This is a genomic window from Hymenobacter endophyticus (genome assembly GCF_032464715.1).
In the GTDB taxonomy this organism is placed as follows: Bacteria; Bacteroidota; Bacteroidia; order Cytophagales; family Hymenobacteraceae; genus Hymenobacter; species Hymenobacter endophyticus.
Map to the genome: position 1 here is coordinate 291,556 of NZ_JAWDJT010000001.1, position 16,009 is coordinate 307,564.

A 16,009-nucleotide genomic window follows, 5' to 3' on the forward strand; every position below is an offset into this window, starting at 1 on the left:
GTATAGTATCGAAGCCTGAACCAGCAGCAGGTCAGCGTGCACTTGGTTCGGTTATTTGAATACTTGTTTATCCAGTCCACACATGCGTATCCCGTTAGCTTTTCCGTTGCTTGCCCTTGTTGGGTTGCTAGCCTGTAGCCAGTCAGAGCCTAAACTCTCCACGCAGGGGAAAGTAGAATCAGCCGCTGAGGAGCTAACCGTTATGAACTACGAGGCCGACTCGCCCCCACCGCCGGAAGCTCCAGGTCCGCCGCCCGCCTCAGCGGCTACACAAGCCTCCGAAGAAGTTCAGCCACCGGCCGCCCGTAAGCTCATCTACCACGCCGAGGTAAAGATGAAGGTTACCGATGTACCCCGGGCCAATCAGCACATGGACAGCCTTGTGCGCGCTTTTGGAGCCTACGTGGAGGAAGTTTCGGAAACCCGGGAAGCGGACGAGTGGCAGCACCAGATGAAGATCAGGGTGACGCCGGGCCGCTTCCAGGCACTCCTGAACGGCTTGGGCGGCTTGGGAACTGTTGAGCACAAGGAACTGACCACCGAGGATGTAACGACCCAGCACGCCGATGTTTCAGCGCGGTTGCGCTCCAAGCGCGCCCTGGAACAGCGTTACATTGCCCTCCTGAGCCAGGCCCGCAAAGTATCCGACATCCTCGAAATTGAGGAAAGTATGGGTAAGATTCGGGAAGATATTGAGGCCACTGAAAGCCGCCTGCGCGCCCTCAACAACGAAGTAGCCTACTCCACTATCACGCTCCTGTATTACCAGCCGCTTTCTTTGCCTACGCCCGACCGGCCGGTACTCTCGTTCGGGAGCCGGCTGTTGGAGGCGGTATACACTGGGTGGCAACTGCTGATTGAGTTACTGCTTGGGCTGGTGAGCATCTGGCCGCTGCTACTGGGCCTGCTGGCGGGAGGTGTGCTACTGCGCTGGTGGTGGCGCCGGCGTAGGGCCCGCCGCGCCAGCTGATGCCAGTTGCCCAGCCCCCGCACGCATGTAGTGCTTGATAACCGGCAATAGCGCCGGAAGCAGACTTTCTACTGCCGCCTGCTCAGCGGGCGTCCAGTGCCGGGGCTGCCCGAATATGCAAGGCTGCAGGATACCCCAAAGCTGGCCGTTTTCGGTAATGTGAGCATGAATGAGCGCCCGGTGCCCAAATGTTTCATGCTCAAAGGTGCGGTTGAGCACAGTGGGTGGCGCGGTTTCCACGTCCTCCACGAACACTGAGGGCCGGGCCGCCAATGCAGCCCTAAACAGCGGATCTTGCTCTGGCAGGCTGGTAGTATCATCCTGCTAGTCGTGAATGGGGTTGGCAATGGCCTCCGTGCGGCGCCAGCAGAAGGCAATACGTCCGCGTCCTACAGCAGGATCACGCACGTACAGAAAACACCGGTCGGCGTGCAAGTACTCGCCTACCAGCCGCAGCACATCAGAAATGCCCGCCTCATCAGACGAGGCTTGAGCCAACGCAGCCTGCACAGCAGGCAGCAAGGAAGTAGTCATGGATACAGGGGTGAATTAAAGCAGTTGCCATTGCTTCTACGCGCTACTGGCAGCGCAGTTGGCTGGGCTCTGGGTTACGTTTGCCAGCAAGTTTGTATAAACAGCTAGAAGCTGCGCAGCTTTTTCATCTACCCGTTTTCTTTATTCACCGATGAAAAAACTAGGGCAACTGCTCCCACTACTGGGGCTGTTGCTGGGTGGCTGCGCCCAGCAACAAGAAGAGGCATCCGCAACTGAAACGACCCCGCAAACGGTGGTACTACCATCGGCCCCCGCTTTGCCGGATGTTCCGCTGGGCCGCTTGTGGCAGAGCCGCCGTCCGGTGGTTTACCAGGGTAGCATGCACATGCAGGTTACCGATTTCGAGGCGGCAACCAAGCGCCTGGATACCCTGCTGTATGCGCACGGGGCCTACTTGGCCGAAGCGCATGAAGCAACCGAGGACGGCCGGCACATGCAGAATCTATCTATCCGGGTACCGTCGGGCAGGTTTTTGCCGCTCACCTTTGCTCTGGGCCGCCTGGGCTACGTTGAGCGCAAGGACATTACCTCTCATGACTTGGCTAGTGAGCAGTTAAAAGTACGCACGCAGGATACTGCCGCCGCCGTGTTATCTGCTCACGACGCGCTTTTGGCCGAAGAGGCTACGATGGGCACCTTAAGCCTCTCCTACTACCAGCCCATTCCTGCCGAAATGGCCCCGCAGCCGCCCTTGGCTCCGCGGCTGCAAGCGGGGCTGCGGTTTGGCTGGCACTTGCTGGGAGAGTTTGTAGTGGCCCTGGCCTACCTCTGGCCCCTCTCCTTACTGGTAGCAGCGTGGCTGCTTTACCGCTACTGGCGAAGATTGACCACCTAGTAGTGGCGGCTTATTCAACGCAAAAGGCCCCTGAACTTCTCGTTTCAGGGGCCTTTTGCGTTGTTTGGCGAAGCAGTTAACTAATCCACAATCATGTCAACCACTGAAGTCACCAACGACAGTACGATACTGAATATCAAGGCAGAGAAGAAGCCATCCACCTCAAAGCCGGAGAGCAGGTAGCTGGCCAGCATTACAATCAGCGCGTTGATAACGAACAGAAACAGGCCCAGCGTAAGAACGGTGATAGGGAAGCCAATGATTTTCAGAATGGGCTTTACTACCGCATTCAGTACGGCCAGCACAACGACCAGAATGATGGCGTCGCCGAAACCGCCAATTTGCGAACCAGGCAGAAATTTGGCCAACACATAGGTGATGATGGCCGACAAGAGAAATTTGAGAATAAAGCCCATACCGAGGGGAGAAGATTAGGTGAGAAAAGTACAGTATTCGGGGAGTCTGATGCTGTACGTAGCCCGCGCGAAAAAGTAACAGCCCCCAGGTAAGCTGAACCGTGTTTGCTCAGGCTTACCTAGGGGCTGTTAGCTTCTCTTAGTTCGGACAGAGCTTACTTTTCCAAAGGCCGAGCCTTGAGCCGCCCCTGGGAAACGCCCATCCAATTGGCCATATGGAACAGCAGGCGGGCACCCACAATAGCATTCCACTCCGTGTCACCAGGAGCTACCTCGTTTAAATCACAGCCGATGATAATGCGGCCCGAGCGCGCCACCATCCGAATCAGGTACAGGGCCTGCTCAAACTCCAGGCCGCCGGGCACGGGCGTACCGGTGCCGGGGCACAGCTTGGGGTCCAGCCCATCAATATCAAAGCTCAGATATACTTTCTGGGGCAGTTGGGCCACTATTTTCTTGCACTCCTTTTTCCACGACTTACCGCCCAGCATCTCGCTCTGCAGAAACCGGTCGGTGAACATGGTAACGCGCCCGTTGCTTTGGGCGGCGTACTCGGCCTCCTGCTGGCAATAGTCCCGAATACCTACCTGCACCAGCTTCTTGACCTGAGGCAGTTTGAGGGCATTGTACATAATGGAGGCGTGCGAGAACTCAAAGCCTTCGTACGCGGGGCGCAGGTCGCAGTGGGCGTCAATCTGCAGAATTCCAAACTCCTCGTGGCGTTCAGCCAGCGCGTGCAGATAGCCCAGCGGAGTGCTATGGTCGCCACCCACTACCACTACGCCTTTGCCGGCATCCAGCAAAGCGCCAGTCTTGTTCTTGAGCCACTCCAGCAGAGCTTGCCCGCGCTGGTTGATGCGGGTGGGTACATCCACAAAGGAAGCATGCGTTTCCTCGGGCTCCCCATCCTCCAGCCAGCCAATGTACTCCTCCGCCAGGGGGCGCAGGCTGTGGCTTTCTGCAGCAATTTTCTCATCGGGCTCTTCCATGGCCAACCCCATCCGCCAGGCTTCGGGCAGGTCCGGGTCGTAGAGGTCTACTTGCAAGGAGGCGTGGCGGATAGCCTCCGGGCCCGCCGCCGTGCCGGCGCGGTAGGATACGGTTACTTCCCAAGGCACGGGCACTACTACTACCTGAGCCTCTTCAAGGGTAAAAGGCAGGCCATAGAGGCCGCCAGCCGTATCGCCTAGGGCATTGGGGTCAAAGCTGGCCAGTTTGCGTTCCAGCGCAGAAGAATCAGCCATAGAAGGAAAATAAAGAAGTGAGAAAGACGTGAGTATACGCGGCAGTGGCCCCCGCTGTGCCGGTTACGCAGCCATTCCAGGCGTCATACCCAGCGGCGGGGGCCACTGCCTACAAAAGTAAAATCAACCCAGCCAAAGGCCGCAAATTTATAAGCCGGCTTGGTGTCCGCCCATAAAGTCGTAGGTGCGGATAATATCCAGAATCTTCTCGAACGTATCCCGGTCAAAGAAAATCATCAGGGGCAGTTCCACCGAATTTTCCTTGTCGGAGAACTGCGTCACCACCGAGAAAATCAAGGGCTGTACCATTGGCCGGTCAACCAGCAGGCTACGTAGGGCGGCGGCCATGTCGCCATGGGGATGCGCGGGCGGGGCCCCGTAAATGTGGGCCTTCAGGATATTGGCCAGTTGGGTAACCAGCGCGCCCGTAATGATATTACTGATTTCCAGCAGCAACGACTCCTGCATTTCGTCAATCTGGACGGAATCGGAAGTGTTCATGCGCAAGCATACCCGCGAGAGGCGCTGCACATGCTGACCGGAGAAGAACATCAGGGTGGTACCGTTGAAGTCGCCTCGAATATCGGACTGGATAACGACGTGGCTGGCCTGCAGGTCGCCTACCTTCTCCAGTACGCTTTTACCGGAAACGATATCCAGATTGGGTACTTCCAACAGCACCTTCTCCTGGGCGATAACCGCGAATGAATCGGCGGCACGAGCCAGCCCGATATTCAGGATTTCGCGGATAATGTCCCGCTCCAGTTCCGTCATGTGCAAATCCATAGGAGTCAGTTGAAAAGGCATTCGGCCGAAACCGGTTGCCAGAGGCTGCAATTACGAGAATTATGGTCGTTTGGCTAAAAACAGTCGAGTTAATGCGGGCACATCCAGTACCAAGCACACCTGTCCGCTTCCCAGTAGGGTAACGCCACCAAACAAGTCAATGGTATCCAGTGGTTTACTCATGGGTTTCACCACGATATCCTGCTGGCGTAAAAACCGGTCGACAATAAGGCCGAGCCGGCGGTTGTTGTAGTTTACAATGATGATATCCTGACGGCCCTGCACATCGGCTTTCACCGCGGGCGGCAGCGGCCCGTCGCCATTGTGCAGCAGCCGCCGCAGCGACACCACTGGCACGTTTTCGTCCTGGATGCGCGTAATCAGCACCCCGCCCACCACATTGAAGCTCTCAGGCAGCAATGATACGACTGAGTCGGTGTGCATGAGCGGAATGGCGTAATTGCGCTGGTCAAGCTGGAACAACAAGGCACCTTTTACGGCAATGGAAGTGGGCAGTACCAGCGTGAAGGTGGTTCCCTGACCCAGCACCGAATCAACGCGCAGCTGGCCACCCAAGGAGTCAATGGCCAGCTTCACCACATCCAGGCCCACGCCCCGGCCCGAAATTTCGGTTACTTCCTTGGCCATGGAGAAGCCAGGCTCAAACAGGAAGGCCCGCACCGCGCTGTCGTCCAGAGTGGCGGCCACGTTGGCGGCCACCAGGCCCCGCTCCACAGCCTTGCGCCGCACGCTTTCCACGTTGATGCCCCGTCCGTCATCCTGCACCTGAATCAGCACATCATCCCGCTCGGTTTGGGCCGAGAGTGTAAGATGGCCTTGGGCTGGCTTCCCGGCAGCTACCCGTTCAGCGGCCGTTTCCAGGCCATGGCCGATGGCGTTACGCACCAAGTGCAGCAGGGAGTCGGTAATAATCTGGAGGATGTTGCGGTCAATCTGAATATCCTCCCCCAGCATGGTCAGCTCCACGTCCTTTTTCTCGGCCGCAGCCACGTCGCGCACCACCCGTGGGAATTTGCTGAACAAGGATCCTACTCCTACCAACCGGGCGTCCATCACGCTGTACTGCAGCTCATCGGCAATACGGGAGAGGTGGGCGGCGGCGGCCAGTAGCGCGGGGTTATCAATTTCCTGGCCCAGCGTAAGCACCCGGTCCCGGTCAATAATCAGCTCCCCCACCAAATTCATCAGGTGGTCCAGCTTTTTGATCTGAATGTAGACGAGGTCGGATAGCTCCAGCTTGCGGTTGGCGTCTTCATCGGCATCTTCCTCTTCCTCCTCCAACATGGGTTCTTCGCCGCGCACCAGCCGGTCCAGGTTGTCCATGAGTCGCTCCACGGTGGGCATATCCTCGTTGGCGCCCACTGCCCGGATCATCTCCCCGATGGTATCGACCCCGTTGAACAGCACTGGCACCACGGAGCCAGTGAAAGACTTCTCCTTGCTGCGAATCAGCCCGAAAATGGTTTCCATGTGGTGAGCCAACTCGCCGATGGAGTTGTACCCCATGGCCCGGGAGTTGGACTTGAGGTTGTGCATGAGCCGAAACAGCTCGTTCAGAGCCGGCTCGTCGGTGGGGTTACGCTCCAGCTCACTGATGTGGCGGCTCATGGCGTCGTAGTACTCCAACGCCTCCGCCATAAAAATCTCCCGGTATTCCTGCTCCCGTGACTTCATTGGGCGGTAACGGGTTGAGGGCGGGAGAAAGAACGGGAGGCACTGCCGGCCAAGCGAGTGGGCACGTACCGAGCAAGTACGGCCGCCATGCTGGCCAGTGGCTGTACCTCGGTAGCCAAACCGGCTTGAATTACAGATTTGGGCATGGCGAATACGGCCGAAGAGGCCTCATCCTGAACAATGACGGTTCCCCCCGCCCGACGAATAGCCTGCGCGCCCAGCGTTCCATCGTGGCCGAGGCCAGTCAGTACTATACCCACCACGTTGCGGCCAGCCAAGCGGGCAGCCGACTGCATGAGCAGATCAACGGATGGTACATCGAGGCTGGCTTCACTGGTAAACTCGGTTTCCCATCCTAACCATGGACTGCCGGTTACGGGCTGCACCAGCAGGTTGCGCCCCCCGGGAGCTACCAGTACCCGGCCAGCTTCCAGGCGGGAGCCACTGCCGGCAGCGGCCACGGGCAACCGACTGGCCCGGCGCAGGCGCTCTACCAGAGTATCCGTAAAGTGTACTGGCAAGTGCACCGCTACCAGCACTGCCCAAGGAAAGTCAACCGGTAAGGTGCGCAGCAGAACTTCGGCTGCCGGGGCTCCGCCTGTAGAGCCGCCTATCACCACAATGCCTTGCGGAGGCAACGGCATAACCCGAACCCGCGGAGCCAGAATCTTGGGCGGCCCCATCTGCAAGGGGCGGGGGCGCACGGCAAGTAGTTTGCGCCGCAGCTGCCGGCCCCACTCAATAAGCTCTGCCGCCGCCGTTGGGGCGGGTGTAATATAATCGTACACTCCCAGGCGCGCTGCCTCGCGTAGCATTCCCGGCAATGGTGCCCGCGCGCTGTAGAGCAATACCGGAACCGGAAATTGCTGCTGCAGGCGCTCCAGCCCCGAAAGCTGGTCCTCGGTTACTACTACTACCCCGGGCCGCAGACGGCGGGCAAGCGTAGGCAGCTCGTCAGCGGACGCAGCGTTACCCACTACGGCCAGCTCGGGAGCAGCACGCAGCAACCTGGTCAGCACCGTTTGCACGGAGGAGGACAGGTTTCCTAGCAGCAAAGTAAAAGGCGGGAGTATAGCGGACACTAAGGCAGATGAACGAACTTGAGGGTGCTCCGGGACAACCGGGCCAGCGCACAATGGTTAGGCTTGATCGGAACCTGCTTCCTGCAGGGCACTGCCCACAATTTCCAGCACCTTCTCTTCGGAGAAAGGCTTCACGATATAGGCGGTGGCCCCACTTTCCAGAGCCTCGTTTACAATTACTTCCTGCCCTACGGCGGAGCACATCACCACTTTCACTTCTGGCTGCTCCTGCCGGATGCCTTTCAGCACATCCAGGCCAGTGTTATCGGGCAGAATCACGTCCAGGGTAATCAGGTCGGGCTTGGTATCGGAAGCCATTTCCAGGGCTTGCTGGCCGTTGGCGGCCTCGCCCACTACCTCATAGCCAGCGTCGGTGAGCATATTCTTGAGCATCGTACGCATGTAGAAAGAGTCGTCGACGATGAGGATGCGGTTTTTCATAGGAAGTGCAAAAAGCAGAATGAGGGAAATAAGCTTAGCCGTTCAGGTAAACTAGGCCTTTGTACGGCTGCCGGAACCGGAAGATTCCGCTTTCGGCTGCAGCTGCATAATTTCAGAGGGAGTCAGCAGCTTGAGCATATCAAGTACCACAATGATGCGGTCCTCGATTTTGGCGATGCCCTCAATGTATTTGTCGTGAATGTTGATGTCCTGAATGAATTCCGGTGCTTTCTCGATAACCGACTGCTGAATGGACAGCGGCTGCGGCACCTCCCGCACCATGATGCCGATGGTGTACTCCTTGGCTTCGATGGCCATGGTATAGGATACGGCCGGCATTTCCTGCCCCGCAGCACGCAGCCGAAACCGTTCTTCCAGGTCAATTACCGCAATGATGTCGCCGCGCAGGTTGGCAATGCCCTTCACAAAGGATGGAGTCTTAGGCATCCGCGCAATTTCCGGGGTAATGGTTACCTCCTTCACCTGCTCAATGCGAATCCCGTACTCCTCCTCACCCAACCGAAATACGATGAGCTGGATGATGGGGTCTTGTTTGACGCTTTTTTCAGAATCAGGCATGCCTGAGGGTATAGCGCCCTGCAGAACCGCCCTAGTAGGCAGCTCTGCATGACGAAGGAAACATTAGCTTATTTGGCTTTGCGCTTGGAGGCCCGAGGTTTGGCAGCGGGCGTTTCGACGGGAGCCTCCGTGGCCGGAGTGACCTTGGCAGTCCGTCGTGTACCAGCCTTGCGGGTAGTAACCGAGGCCTCGGTGGCAGACGACTCTTCCGGGGCCGATTTTACCGCCGCACGGCGGCTCGCCCGCTTTGGTTCGGGCGTGGCTGGCGCTTCGGCAGTAGCAGCGGCAGCAGAGGCCCGCCGGCGCGGCGCGGGGGCCGGGGGCGTAGTGGCCGGTTTGCTGGCTTGCGTACCAATTCGGCGTAGCACCGACCGGCGGATGGGCTCGGGTTCTGGCTCGGGTTCGGGTTCCATGTCTTCCATCAGCTGGAAGGCTGAGAGGCCCAGTTGCAGGTCGTCGGCAATGTCGGTCAGGTTCTGGCTGCTGGTCGTCAGCTCCTGCATGCTCGTGGAGAGCTGCTTGGCGGTGCTGGCTACCTGCTGGGTGCCGGAGGCCGTTTGCTCGGCAATGGCTACTACTTCCTCCACGTACTTTACCACGTCGCCAATCGAGGTTTTCTGAATCTCGGTGGCCGTCAGAATGTCGCGGGAGGTGCGTAGGGTTTCGCCCGAGGAAGTGGCAATGTTCTTAAAGGCCGAGCTGGCCTCGAAGGTGGCATTCTTACCTTTCAGTACCCGGCCTTCCATGGTGCTGATAGCGGAGGCGGCCGAGGTAGTATCCTTCTTCACATCCTCTACCAGCGTGGCAATTTCCCCGGCCGATTTGCGGGAGCCTTCAGCCAGCTTGCGGATTTCTTCGGCTACTACGGCGAAACCACGGCCGGCTTCCCCGGCACGGGCGGCTTCAATAGCCGCGTTCAGGGCCAGCAGGTTGGTTTGGGCGGCAATGTCGGTGATTACGCCCAGCGACTTGCTGATTTCACCCGAGCGGGTGCTCAGTACTTCGATGGTTTTGGAGGTTTGGGCAGCAGCGTTGCTGATTTCCTCCATGTTTTTCACCACCTCGGCCACTGTTTTCAGACCCAGCTGGGAGGTTTGCTCACCCAGGATGGCCGCCTTGATACCCACATCGGCTTTGCCAGCGGTTTCCTTGGTGGCCTGCATGATTTCTTCAATCAGCTTGAAGGCCTGGTCGGTTTTGAGAGCTTGGTTCTGAGCACCTTCGGCCATCTGCTGCATAGCCAGGGCCACGTCAACGGTTACCCGGCTCATCTCCTGGCCTTTCACTACCATTTCCTCCGATGACTCCCCTACAATCTGCGAGGACTCGTTGATTTCCCCAAGCAGTTCGTTGAGGTTGTCCACGGCCAGGTTCAGGGCGTCGGCCATGGCGCGAATGTCGCCGGTGGTTTCGATTTCTACCTGCTGCTGCAGGTCGCCTTCCGAAATAGCCCGCACTACCCGGGATACTTCCAGTACCGGGGAGGCAATAGATTCAATCAGGGCGTTGAGCGTATCCACCAGTTCTTTCCAGGAGCCCGACACGTCGGTTACCGTGGCGCGTTCGGTGAGCTTGCCTTCGCCACCCGCTACGCGGGCCACGCGGCTTACTTCCGAGGCCAGGCGGTTCAGGTCATCCACCATGCGGTTGATGGTATCGGCCAGGTCGGCTACTTCGCCTTTGGCTTCCAGCGTCAGCTTCTGGGTAAGGTCACCTTTCGATACGGCCGTTACTACCTTCACAATACCCCGCACCTGGGTGGTGAGGTTGGCAGCCATGGTGTTTACGTTGTCCGTCAGGTCCTTCCACACCCCGCTTACGTTGGGCACGTTCGCCTGACCGCCGAGGCGGCCTTCGGTACCTACTTCGAGGGCCACGCGGGTTACCTCGCCAGCAAACACGTTGAGCGAGTCCACCATCTGGTTGATGTTGTCCTTGAGGTCGAGCAGCTCGCCTTTCACATCAACGGATACTTTCTGGCTCAGGTCGCCGCGGGCTACGGCGGAAGTTACGTTGGCAATGTCGCGCACCTGACTGGTGAGCGAGGCAGCCATGAAGTTTACGTTGTCGGTGAGGTCCTTCCAGGTTCCGCGCACGTTGGGCACCACGGCTTGACCGCCGAGGCGGCCTTCCGTGCCTACTTCGCGGGCCACGCGGGTTACTTCGTCGCCGAACGTGTTCAGCGAGTCCACCATCTGGTTCAGGTTTTCCTTGAGCTGCAACAGCTCCCCGCGCACGTTTACCGTCACCTTCTGGCTCAAGTCGCCGCGGGCTACGGCCGTGGCTACATTGGCAATGTCCCGTACCTGAGAGGTCAGGTTCGAGGCCATCGTGTTTACGTTGTCCGTCAGGTCCTTCCAGGTACCGGATACGCTCGGCACGTTGGCCTGACCGCCTAGGATACCTTCGGTACCTACTTCGCGGGCCACGCGGGTTACCTCACCGGCAAAGATATTGAGCGAGTCCACCATCTGATTGAGGATGTTTTTCAGGTCGAGAATCTCGCCTTTCACATCCACCGTCATCTTCTGGGTCAGGTCACCTTTGGCTACGGCCGTGGCTACGTTGGCAATGTCGCGTACCTGCAAAGTCAGGTTTGAGGCCATCGTGTTTACGTTGTCCGTCAGCTCTTTCCAGGTACCACCCACGCGCGGCACCGAGGCCTGGCCACCGAGGCGGCCTTCGGTACCCACTTCGCGGGCTACGCGGGTTACTTCGTCGCCGAAGATGTTGAGCGAGTCCACCATCTGGTTGAGGATGTTCTTCAGCTCCAGGATTTCTCCTTTCACATCCACGGTCATCTTCTGGCTCAAGTCGCCGCGGGCTACGGCCGTGGCTACGTTGGCAATGTCCCGTACCTGAAGCGTCAGGTTCGAGGCCATGTTATTTACGTTGTCCGTCAGCTCCTTCCATACGCCGGCTACGTTAGGTACCGAGGCCTGGCCACCCAGCTTACCATCGGTACCTACCTCCAACGCCACGCGGGTCACCTCACCGGCAAACAGGTTGAGCGAGTCCACCATCTGGTTCAGGTTCTGCTTGAGTTGCAGCAGTTCCCCTTTCACGTCCACCGTAATCTTTTGGCTCAGGTCACCTTTGGCTACGGCCGTGGCTACGTTGGCAATGTCGCGTACCTGAAGCGTCAGGTTCGAGGCCATGTAGTTTACGTTGTCCGTCAGCTCTTTCCAAACGCCGGCCACGTTGGGCACAATGGCTTGGCCACCAAGGCGGCCTTCGGTACCTACTTCCTGCGCCACGCGGGTCACCTCACCGGCAAACAGGTTGAGCGAGTCCACCATCTGGTTCAGGTTCTGCTTGAGTTGCAGCAGTTCCCCTTTCACGTCCACGGTAATCTTCTGCGTCAGGTCGCCCTTCGCTACGGCCGTGGCCACGTTGGCAATGTCCCGCACCTGCAAGGTCAGGTTCGAGGCCATTGTGTTTACGTTGTCTGTCAGCTGCTTCCATACGCCCCCTACATTCGGTACCGAAGCCTGGCCGCCTAGTTTACCCTCCGTACCCACTTCCTGCGCCACGCGGGTTACTTCGCCGGCAAACAGGTTCAGCGAGTCCACCATCTGGTTCAGGTTCTGCTTGAGTTGCAGCAGTTCCCCTTTCACGTCCACGGTAATCTTCTGCGTCAGGTCACCTTTGGCTACGGCCGTGGCCACGTTGGCAATGTCCCGCACCTGAGAGGTCAGGTTCGAGGCCATGTAGTTTACGTTGTCCGTGAGGTCTTTCCAGATGCCGCCCACGTTGGGCACGCTGGCCTGACCGCCGAGCTTTCCTTCAGTACCTACTTCCTGCGCCACGCGGGTTACTTCGCCGGCGAACAGGTTAAGGTTATCGATGGTTTTGTTGATGGTTTCGGCCATCACCTTGAAGTCGCCCGACACCGGAATCTGGAAGGTTTCGTCCAGATTGCCTTTGCTGATGTTCTTGAGCACCTTGCCCACCTCCAACACCGGTACGGCAATGCTGTCGACCAGCCCGTTGATGTTGTTGATCATGTCGCGCCAGAAGCCCGCCGCGTTTTCGCCGGAAGCGCGGGCCTTCAGGTTGCCTTCCACCCCGGCCACCTTGGAAATGCGCGACACCTCCCCGCCTACCCCGCCAATCATCTCCACCATGGAGTTGTAGGCTTCGGCTATTTCGGCGAAGATGTCGTCATTCTGCTTGGTTAGCCGCACCGACACGTCGCCCTTTTTAAAGGCATCGAGGGCGTACAGCACCCGGTTCAACTGGTCGTTGATGTAGTCCGGGTCCTGGGCTTCGAATTTGCCGGTGGCCTCACCCCGCTTGCGGGTATGGTTGCCGTTGGAGCGGGGAGTAGTTTCCGCCTTGCCGTTGACAACGGCAGTGGCGGTGGCAGGAGTTGCCGGGGCAGCCGAAGCTGAGGGGGTGGGTTTGGGCGTCTTAGCTGATGCCATACTAATGGAGGGGCGGCGGAGCCAGCGGAAAAGAAGGCGGGGCACAAATGGAACCACCGGGCATAGGGTTCCAGAACGAACAAAGGTAGCAGATAAGCCCAGTTCGACACAATCCTGCGCAAAATCTTGCCGGCAATTGGTAACTGCCGGAAAATGAGCCGCTTGCTCCTTACTGTTTCAACGCCCACTCCTATATATAGACAGAGGCCTACTCCAATATTTGGACCCGCTCGTGCCAGGGCCGGATTATTCCAGCATCTTTGCGGCAAAATTCAACTTTTACACTGCGCGCGTCGTTTCCTACCGAAACCGCCTAGTGTTCCCCACCCCGTATGGTCAAAAATCTAGTCATCGTCGAATCTCCGGCCAAGGCCAAAACCATTGAAGGCTACCTCGGCAAGGACTTCGTGGTGAAGTCGTCGTTCGGGCACGTACGCGACCTGCCCAAGGATAACAACGCTATTGATATTGCCAATGGCTTTAAGCCAACTTATGTAGTATCGGCCGACAAGCGTGAAATTATCAGTCAACTAAAGAAGCTGGCCAAGGAAGCGGAAGTGGTATGGCTGGCCAGTGACGATGACCGGGAGGGTGAAGCTATTAGCTGGCACCTAGCGGAAACGCTGAACCTGAACGACCAGAAAACGCGGCGTATTGTCTTCCGCGAAATTACCAAGAATGCCATCCTCAATGCCATTGACAACCCCCGGGAAATTGACCTGAACCTGGTGAATGCCCAGCAGGCCCGGCGCGTGCTCGACCGGCTGGTAGGCTTTGAGCTGAGTCCCGTGCTCTGGAAAAAAGTAAAGGCGGGTCTTTCGGCGGGGCGCGTGCAGAGCGTGGCCGTGCGCCTGGTGGTGGAGCGGGAACGGGAAATCAGCCAGTTTAAGACCTCCTCCGCCTACCGCGTAGTAGCGCGCTTTGATGCGGGCCGGGGCGCGGTGTTGGAGGCCGAGTTGCCGACCCGCTTCAAAACCCGTGAGGAAGCCGAGGCTTTCCTGGCCCGGTGCGTGGGGGCAGCCTACCGCATCGAAAATCTGGAGAAAAAACCCGGCAAACGCAGCCCCGCACCGCCCTTCACCACCTCAACCTTGCAGCAGGAAGCCTCGCGCAAGCTAGGTTTCTCGGTGGCCCAGACGATGAGCGTGGCCCAGAAGCTGTACGAGGCCGGTAAGATTTCCTACATGCGAACCGACTCCGTGAACCTCTCGCAGGATGCTCTGACGGCGGCGCAGGAGGAAATCAGCCGGGCCTACGGCCCCGAGTATGCCCAAACACGGGTGTACAAAACCAAATCGGCGTCGGCGCAGGAGGCCCACGAAGCTATTCGCCCCACTGACTTTGCCCTGCTTAAAGCGGGTTCTGACTCCCAGGAGCAGCGCCTCTATGATTTGATTCGGAAGCGGGCCATGGCTTCGCAGATGGCCGATGCGGTGATTGAGCGGACTGTTGCGTCCATCAGCATCAGCACCCAGCCGGGCACTTTACTTACGGCTACTGGCGAGGTTATTTCCTTTGAGGGTTTCCTGAAAGCCTACGCTGAGAGCAAGGATGAGGAGGAGCAGGATGAAACTGCTGAATCGTCGTTTTCGCGGGGACTGCCGCCCCTGAATGTGGGTCAGGATTTGCCCTTACAGCAGTTGCGCGCCACCGAGCGGTACGCCTCGCCCCCGGCCCGCTACACGGAAGCTTCCCTGGTTAAGAAACTGGAGGAAATGGGCATCGGCCGGCCCTCAACGTACGCGCCAACCATCAGCACCATTCAGAAGCGGGGCTACGTGGAGAAGGACACCCGGGAAGGCAAGGAGCGCAAATTCCATGTGCTGACCCTGGACGGTGAAGCAGTCAAAACGGAGGTAAAAACCGAAACCTACGGGGCCGATAAAGCCAAAATGTTCCCGACCGATACGGCCATGGTGGTCAACGACTTCCTGGTGGAGCACTTCCCCGTAATTGTGGATTACCAGTTCACGGCCAAGGTAGAAGACGAGTTTGACCGCATTGCTGATGGGCAGGAGCAGTGGACCGACATGCTGGCGGGCTTCTACGGGACCTTCCACGAAACCGTGGAGCGGGGCCAGAATATTGAGCGTAATACGCTGGGCAGTAACCGGGAAATCGGCCTGCACCCCGAAACCGGCCAGAAGCTGACGGCGCGTTTGGGCCGATTTGGGCCCTACGTGCAAATTGAGCCGCTGGAAGGCGCACCCGAGGGCGAGAAGGCCGTGTATGCCAGCCTGCGCAAAGGGCAGTTTATTGAGAACATCACGCTGGAGGAGGCCTTGGATCTGTTTAAGCTGCCGCGCATCGTGGGTTCATTTGAGGATAAGGACATGACGGCGGCCCTGGGTCGTTTCGGCCCCTACATCCGCCACGACAGCAAGTTCTATTCCCTCACCAAGGAGCAGGACCCGCACACCATTACGGCCCAGGAGGCAGTTGACTTGATTGAAGCCAAGCGCAAAGCCGATTCGGAGCGCTTGATTAAGTCATTCCCCGAAAACCCGGACGTGCAGGTGCTCAACGGGCGCTTCGGCCCCTACATTGTGGCGGGCAAGAAGAACGTGAAGATTCCGAAGGGGGAAGAGCCCACCGACCTCACACTGGAGCGCTGCCTGGAACTGGCCGAGGCCACTCCCGATAAGCCTGCCAAGGGAGGCCGCTTCGGTAAAAAGGCCGCTCCGGCTACTGAAAAAGCGGAAAAAGCCGACACCCCATCTAAGAAGCCGGCAGCCAAAAAAGCGGCGGCCAAGAAGCCCGCCGCGAAAAAAGCAGCTGGTACCACGGCCGCCAAGAAAGCTGCACCTAAAGCAGCCCCGAAGGCTAAGTAACTGTGCCAGCTCAAGTCTTCAAGCCCAATTTCTATTCCTAGTAACCAAAAAAGCCTCTCCTACCTGGAGGGGCTTTTTCTTGTGGCGGCTAAGTGAAATACAGCACCTGAAAAATCCGTTATTGCGGCTCTATCTGGTTTTGCTTATT

The 16,009-nt window shown here is 58.3% G+C and carries 12 protein-coding genes; 3 read left to right on the forward strand and 9 right to left on the reverse strand.

The window, feature by feature from the left end; all coding sequences use genetic code 11:
- Positions 1 to 106 precede the first annotated feature (106 nt).
- Positions 107 to 970, forward strand: a complete 864-nt coding sequence (locus ROI90_RS01250) for a DUF4349 domain-containing protein (RefSeq protein WP_315996524.1) — start codon at positions 107 to 109, stop codon at positions 968 to 970.
- Positions 971 to 1,294: 324 nt separating this feature from the next.
- Here ROI90_RS01250 and ROI90_RS01255 read toward each other — a convergent pair whose 3' ends face one another.
- Positions 1,295 to 1,504, reverse strand: coding sequence for a hypothetical protein (locus tag ROI90_RS01255; RefSeq protein ID WP_315996525.1), 210 nt, complete (start codon positions 1,502 to 1,504; stop codon positions 1,295 to 1,297).
- Between the two features lie 151 nt (positions 1,505 to 1,655).
- On the opposite strand from ROI90_RS01255, the gene ROI90_RS01260 reads away from it, so the two are divergent.
- Positions 1,656 to 2,360 carry a DUF4349 domain-containing protein gene (locus ROI90_RS01260; RefSeq protein WP_315996526.1) on the forward strand — a complete coding sequence of 235 codons (705 nt, stop codon included), beginning with the start codon at positions 1,656 to 1,658 and terminating at the stop codon, positions 2,358 to 2,360.
- Between the two features lie 80 nt (positions 2,361 to 2,440).
- Here ROI90_RS01260 and ROI90_RS01265 read toward each other — a convergent pair whose 3' ends face one another.
- The 8 genes from ROI90_RS01265 to ROI90_RS01300 form a co-directional block, all read right to left on the reverse strand.
- Complete coding sequence (locus tag ROI90_RS01265; RefSeq protein ID WP_315996527.1) at positions 2,441 to 2,776, reverse strand: phage holin family protein; 336 nt, start codon at positions 2,774 to 2,776, stop codon at positions 2,441 to 2,443.
- Positions 2,777 to 2,931: 155 nt separating this feature from the next.
- Positions 2,932 to 4,020 carry an agmatinase gene (gene speB, locus ROI90_RS01270; protein WP_315996528.1) on the reverse strand — a complete coding sequence of 363 codons (1,089 nt, stop codon included), beginning with the start codon at positions 4,018 to 4,020 and terminating at the stop codon, positions 2,932 to 2,934.
- Between the two features lie 147 nt (positions 4,021 to 4,167).
- Positions 4,168 to 4,806 (reverse strand): chemotaxis protein CheC, encoded by a 639-nt coding sequence (locus tag ROI90_RS01275; protein ID WP_315996529.1) that lies wholly within the window; start codon positions 4,804 to 4,806, stop codon positions 4,168 to 4,170.
- Positions 4,807 to 4,866: 60 nt separating this feature from the next.
- Positions 4,867 to 6,501: a chemotaxis protein CheA gene (locus ROI90_RS01280; protein WP_315996530.1), complete on the reverse strand. Its 1,635-nt coding sequence runs from the start codon at positions 6,499 to 6,501 to the stop codon at positions 4,867 to 4,869.
- Entirely contained in the window at positions 6,498 to 7,556 is a 1,059-nt protein-coding gene (locus ROI90_RS01285; protein WP_315996531.1) for a chemotaxis protein CheB, read from the reverse strand. Before ROI90_RS01285 ends, ROI90_RS01280 begins: the two co-directional genes overlap by 4 nt.
- 84 nt (positions 7,557 to 7,640) lie before the next feature.
- Complete coding sequence (locus ROI90_RS01290; RefSeq protein ID WP_315996532.1) at positions 7,641 to 8,024, reverse strand: response regulator; 384 nt, start codon at positions 8,022 to 8,024, stop codon at positions 7,641 to 7,643.
- A gap of 51 nt (positions 8,025 to 8,075) precedes the next feature.
- Complete coding sequence (locus ROI90_RS01295) at positions 8,076 to 8,603, reverse strand: chemotaxis protein CheW (protein ID WP_315996533.1); 528 nt, start codon at positions 8,601 to 8,603, stop codon at positions 8,076 to 8,078.
- Positions 8,604 to 8,671: 68 nt separating this feature from the next.
- On the reverse strand, positions 8,672 to 13,030 hold the full coding sequence (locus ROI90_RS01300; protein ID WP_315996534.1) for a methyl-accepting chemotaxis protein: 4,359 nt from the start codon (positions 13,028 to 13,030) through the stop codon (positions 8,672 to 8,674).
- A 332-nt stretch (positions 13,031 to 13,362) separates the two neighbouring features.
- Between ROI90_RS01300 and topA the strand changes: the two genes are divergently transcribed.
- Positions 13,363 to 15,861, forward strand: a complete 2,499-nt coding sequence (gene topA / locus ROI90_RS01305) for a type I DNA topoisomerase (protein ID WP_315996535.1) — start codon at positions 13,363 to 13,365, stop codon at positions 15,859 to 15,861.
- Positions 15,862 to 16,009: the final 148 nt, after the last annotated feature.

Coding starts and splice junctions, on each gene's coding strand:
- ROI90_RS01255 (WP_315996525.1), bottom strand. CDS start 1,504: ATGACTACTTCCTTGCTGCCTGCTGTGCAGGCTGCGTTGGCTCAAGCC.
- ROI90_RS01260 (WP_315996526.1), top strand. CDS start 1,656: ATGAAAAAACTAGGGCAACTGCTCCCACTACTGGGGCTGTTGCTGGGT.
- ROI90_RS01265 (WP_315996527.1), bottom strand. CDS start 2,776: ATGGGCTTTATTCTCAAATTTCTCTTGTCGGCCATCATCACCTATGTG.
- speB (WP_315996528.1), bottom strand. CDS start 4,020: ATGGCTGATTCTTCTGCGCTGGAACGCAAACTGGCCAGCTTTGACCCC.
- ROI90_RS01275 (WP_315996529.1), bottom strand. CDS start 4,806: ATGGATTTGCACATGACGGAACTGGAGCGGGACATTATCCGCGAAATC.
- ROI90_RS01280 (WP_315996530.1), bottom strand. CDS start 6,501: ATGAAGTCACGGGAGCAGGAATACCGGGAGATTTTTATGGCGGAGGCG.
- ROI90_RS01290 (WP_315996532.1), bottom strand. CDS start 8,024: ATGAAAAACCGCATCCTCATCGTCGACGACTCTTTCTACATGCGTACG.
- ROI90_RS01295 (WP_315996533.1), bottom strand. CDS start 8,603: ATGCCTGATTCTGAAAAAAGCGTCAAACAAGACCCCATCATCCAGCTC.
- ROI90_RS01300 (WP_315996534.1), bottom strand. CDS start 13,030: ATGGCATCAGCTAAGACGCCCAAACCCACCCCCTCAGCTTCGGCTGCC.
- topA (WP_315996535.1), top strand. CDS start 13,363: ATGGTCAAAAATCTAGTCATCGTCGAATCTCCGGCCAAGGCCAAAACC.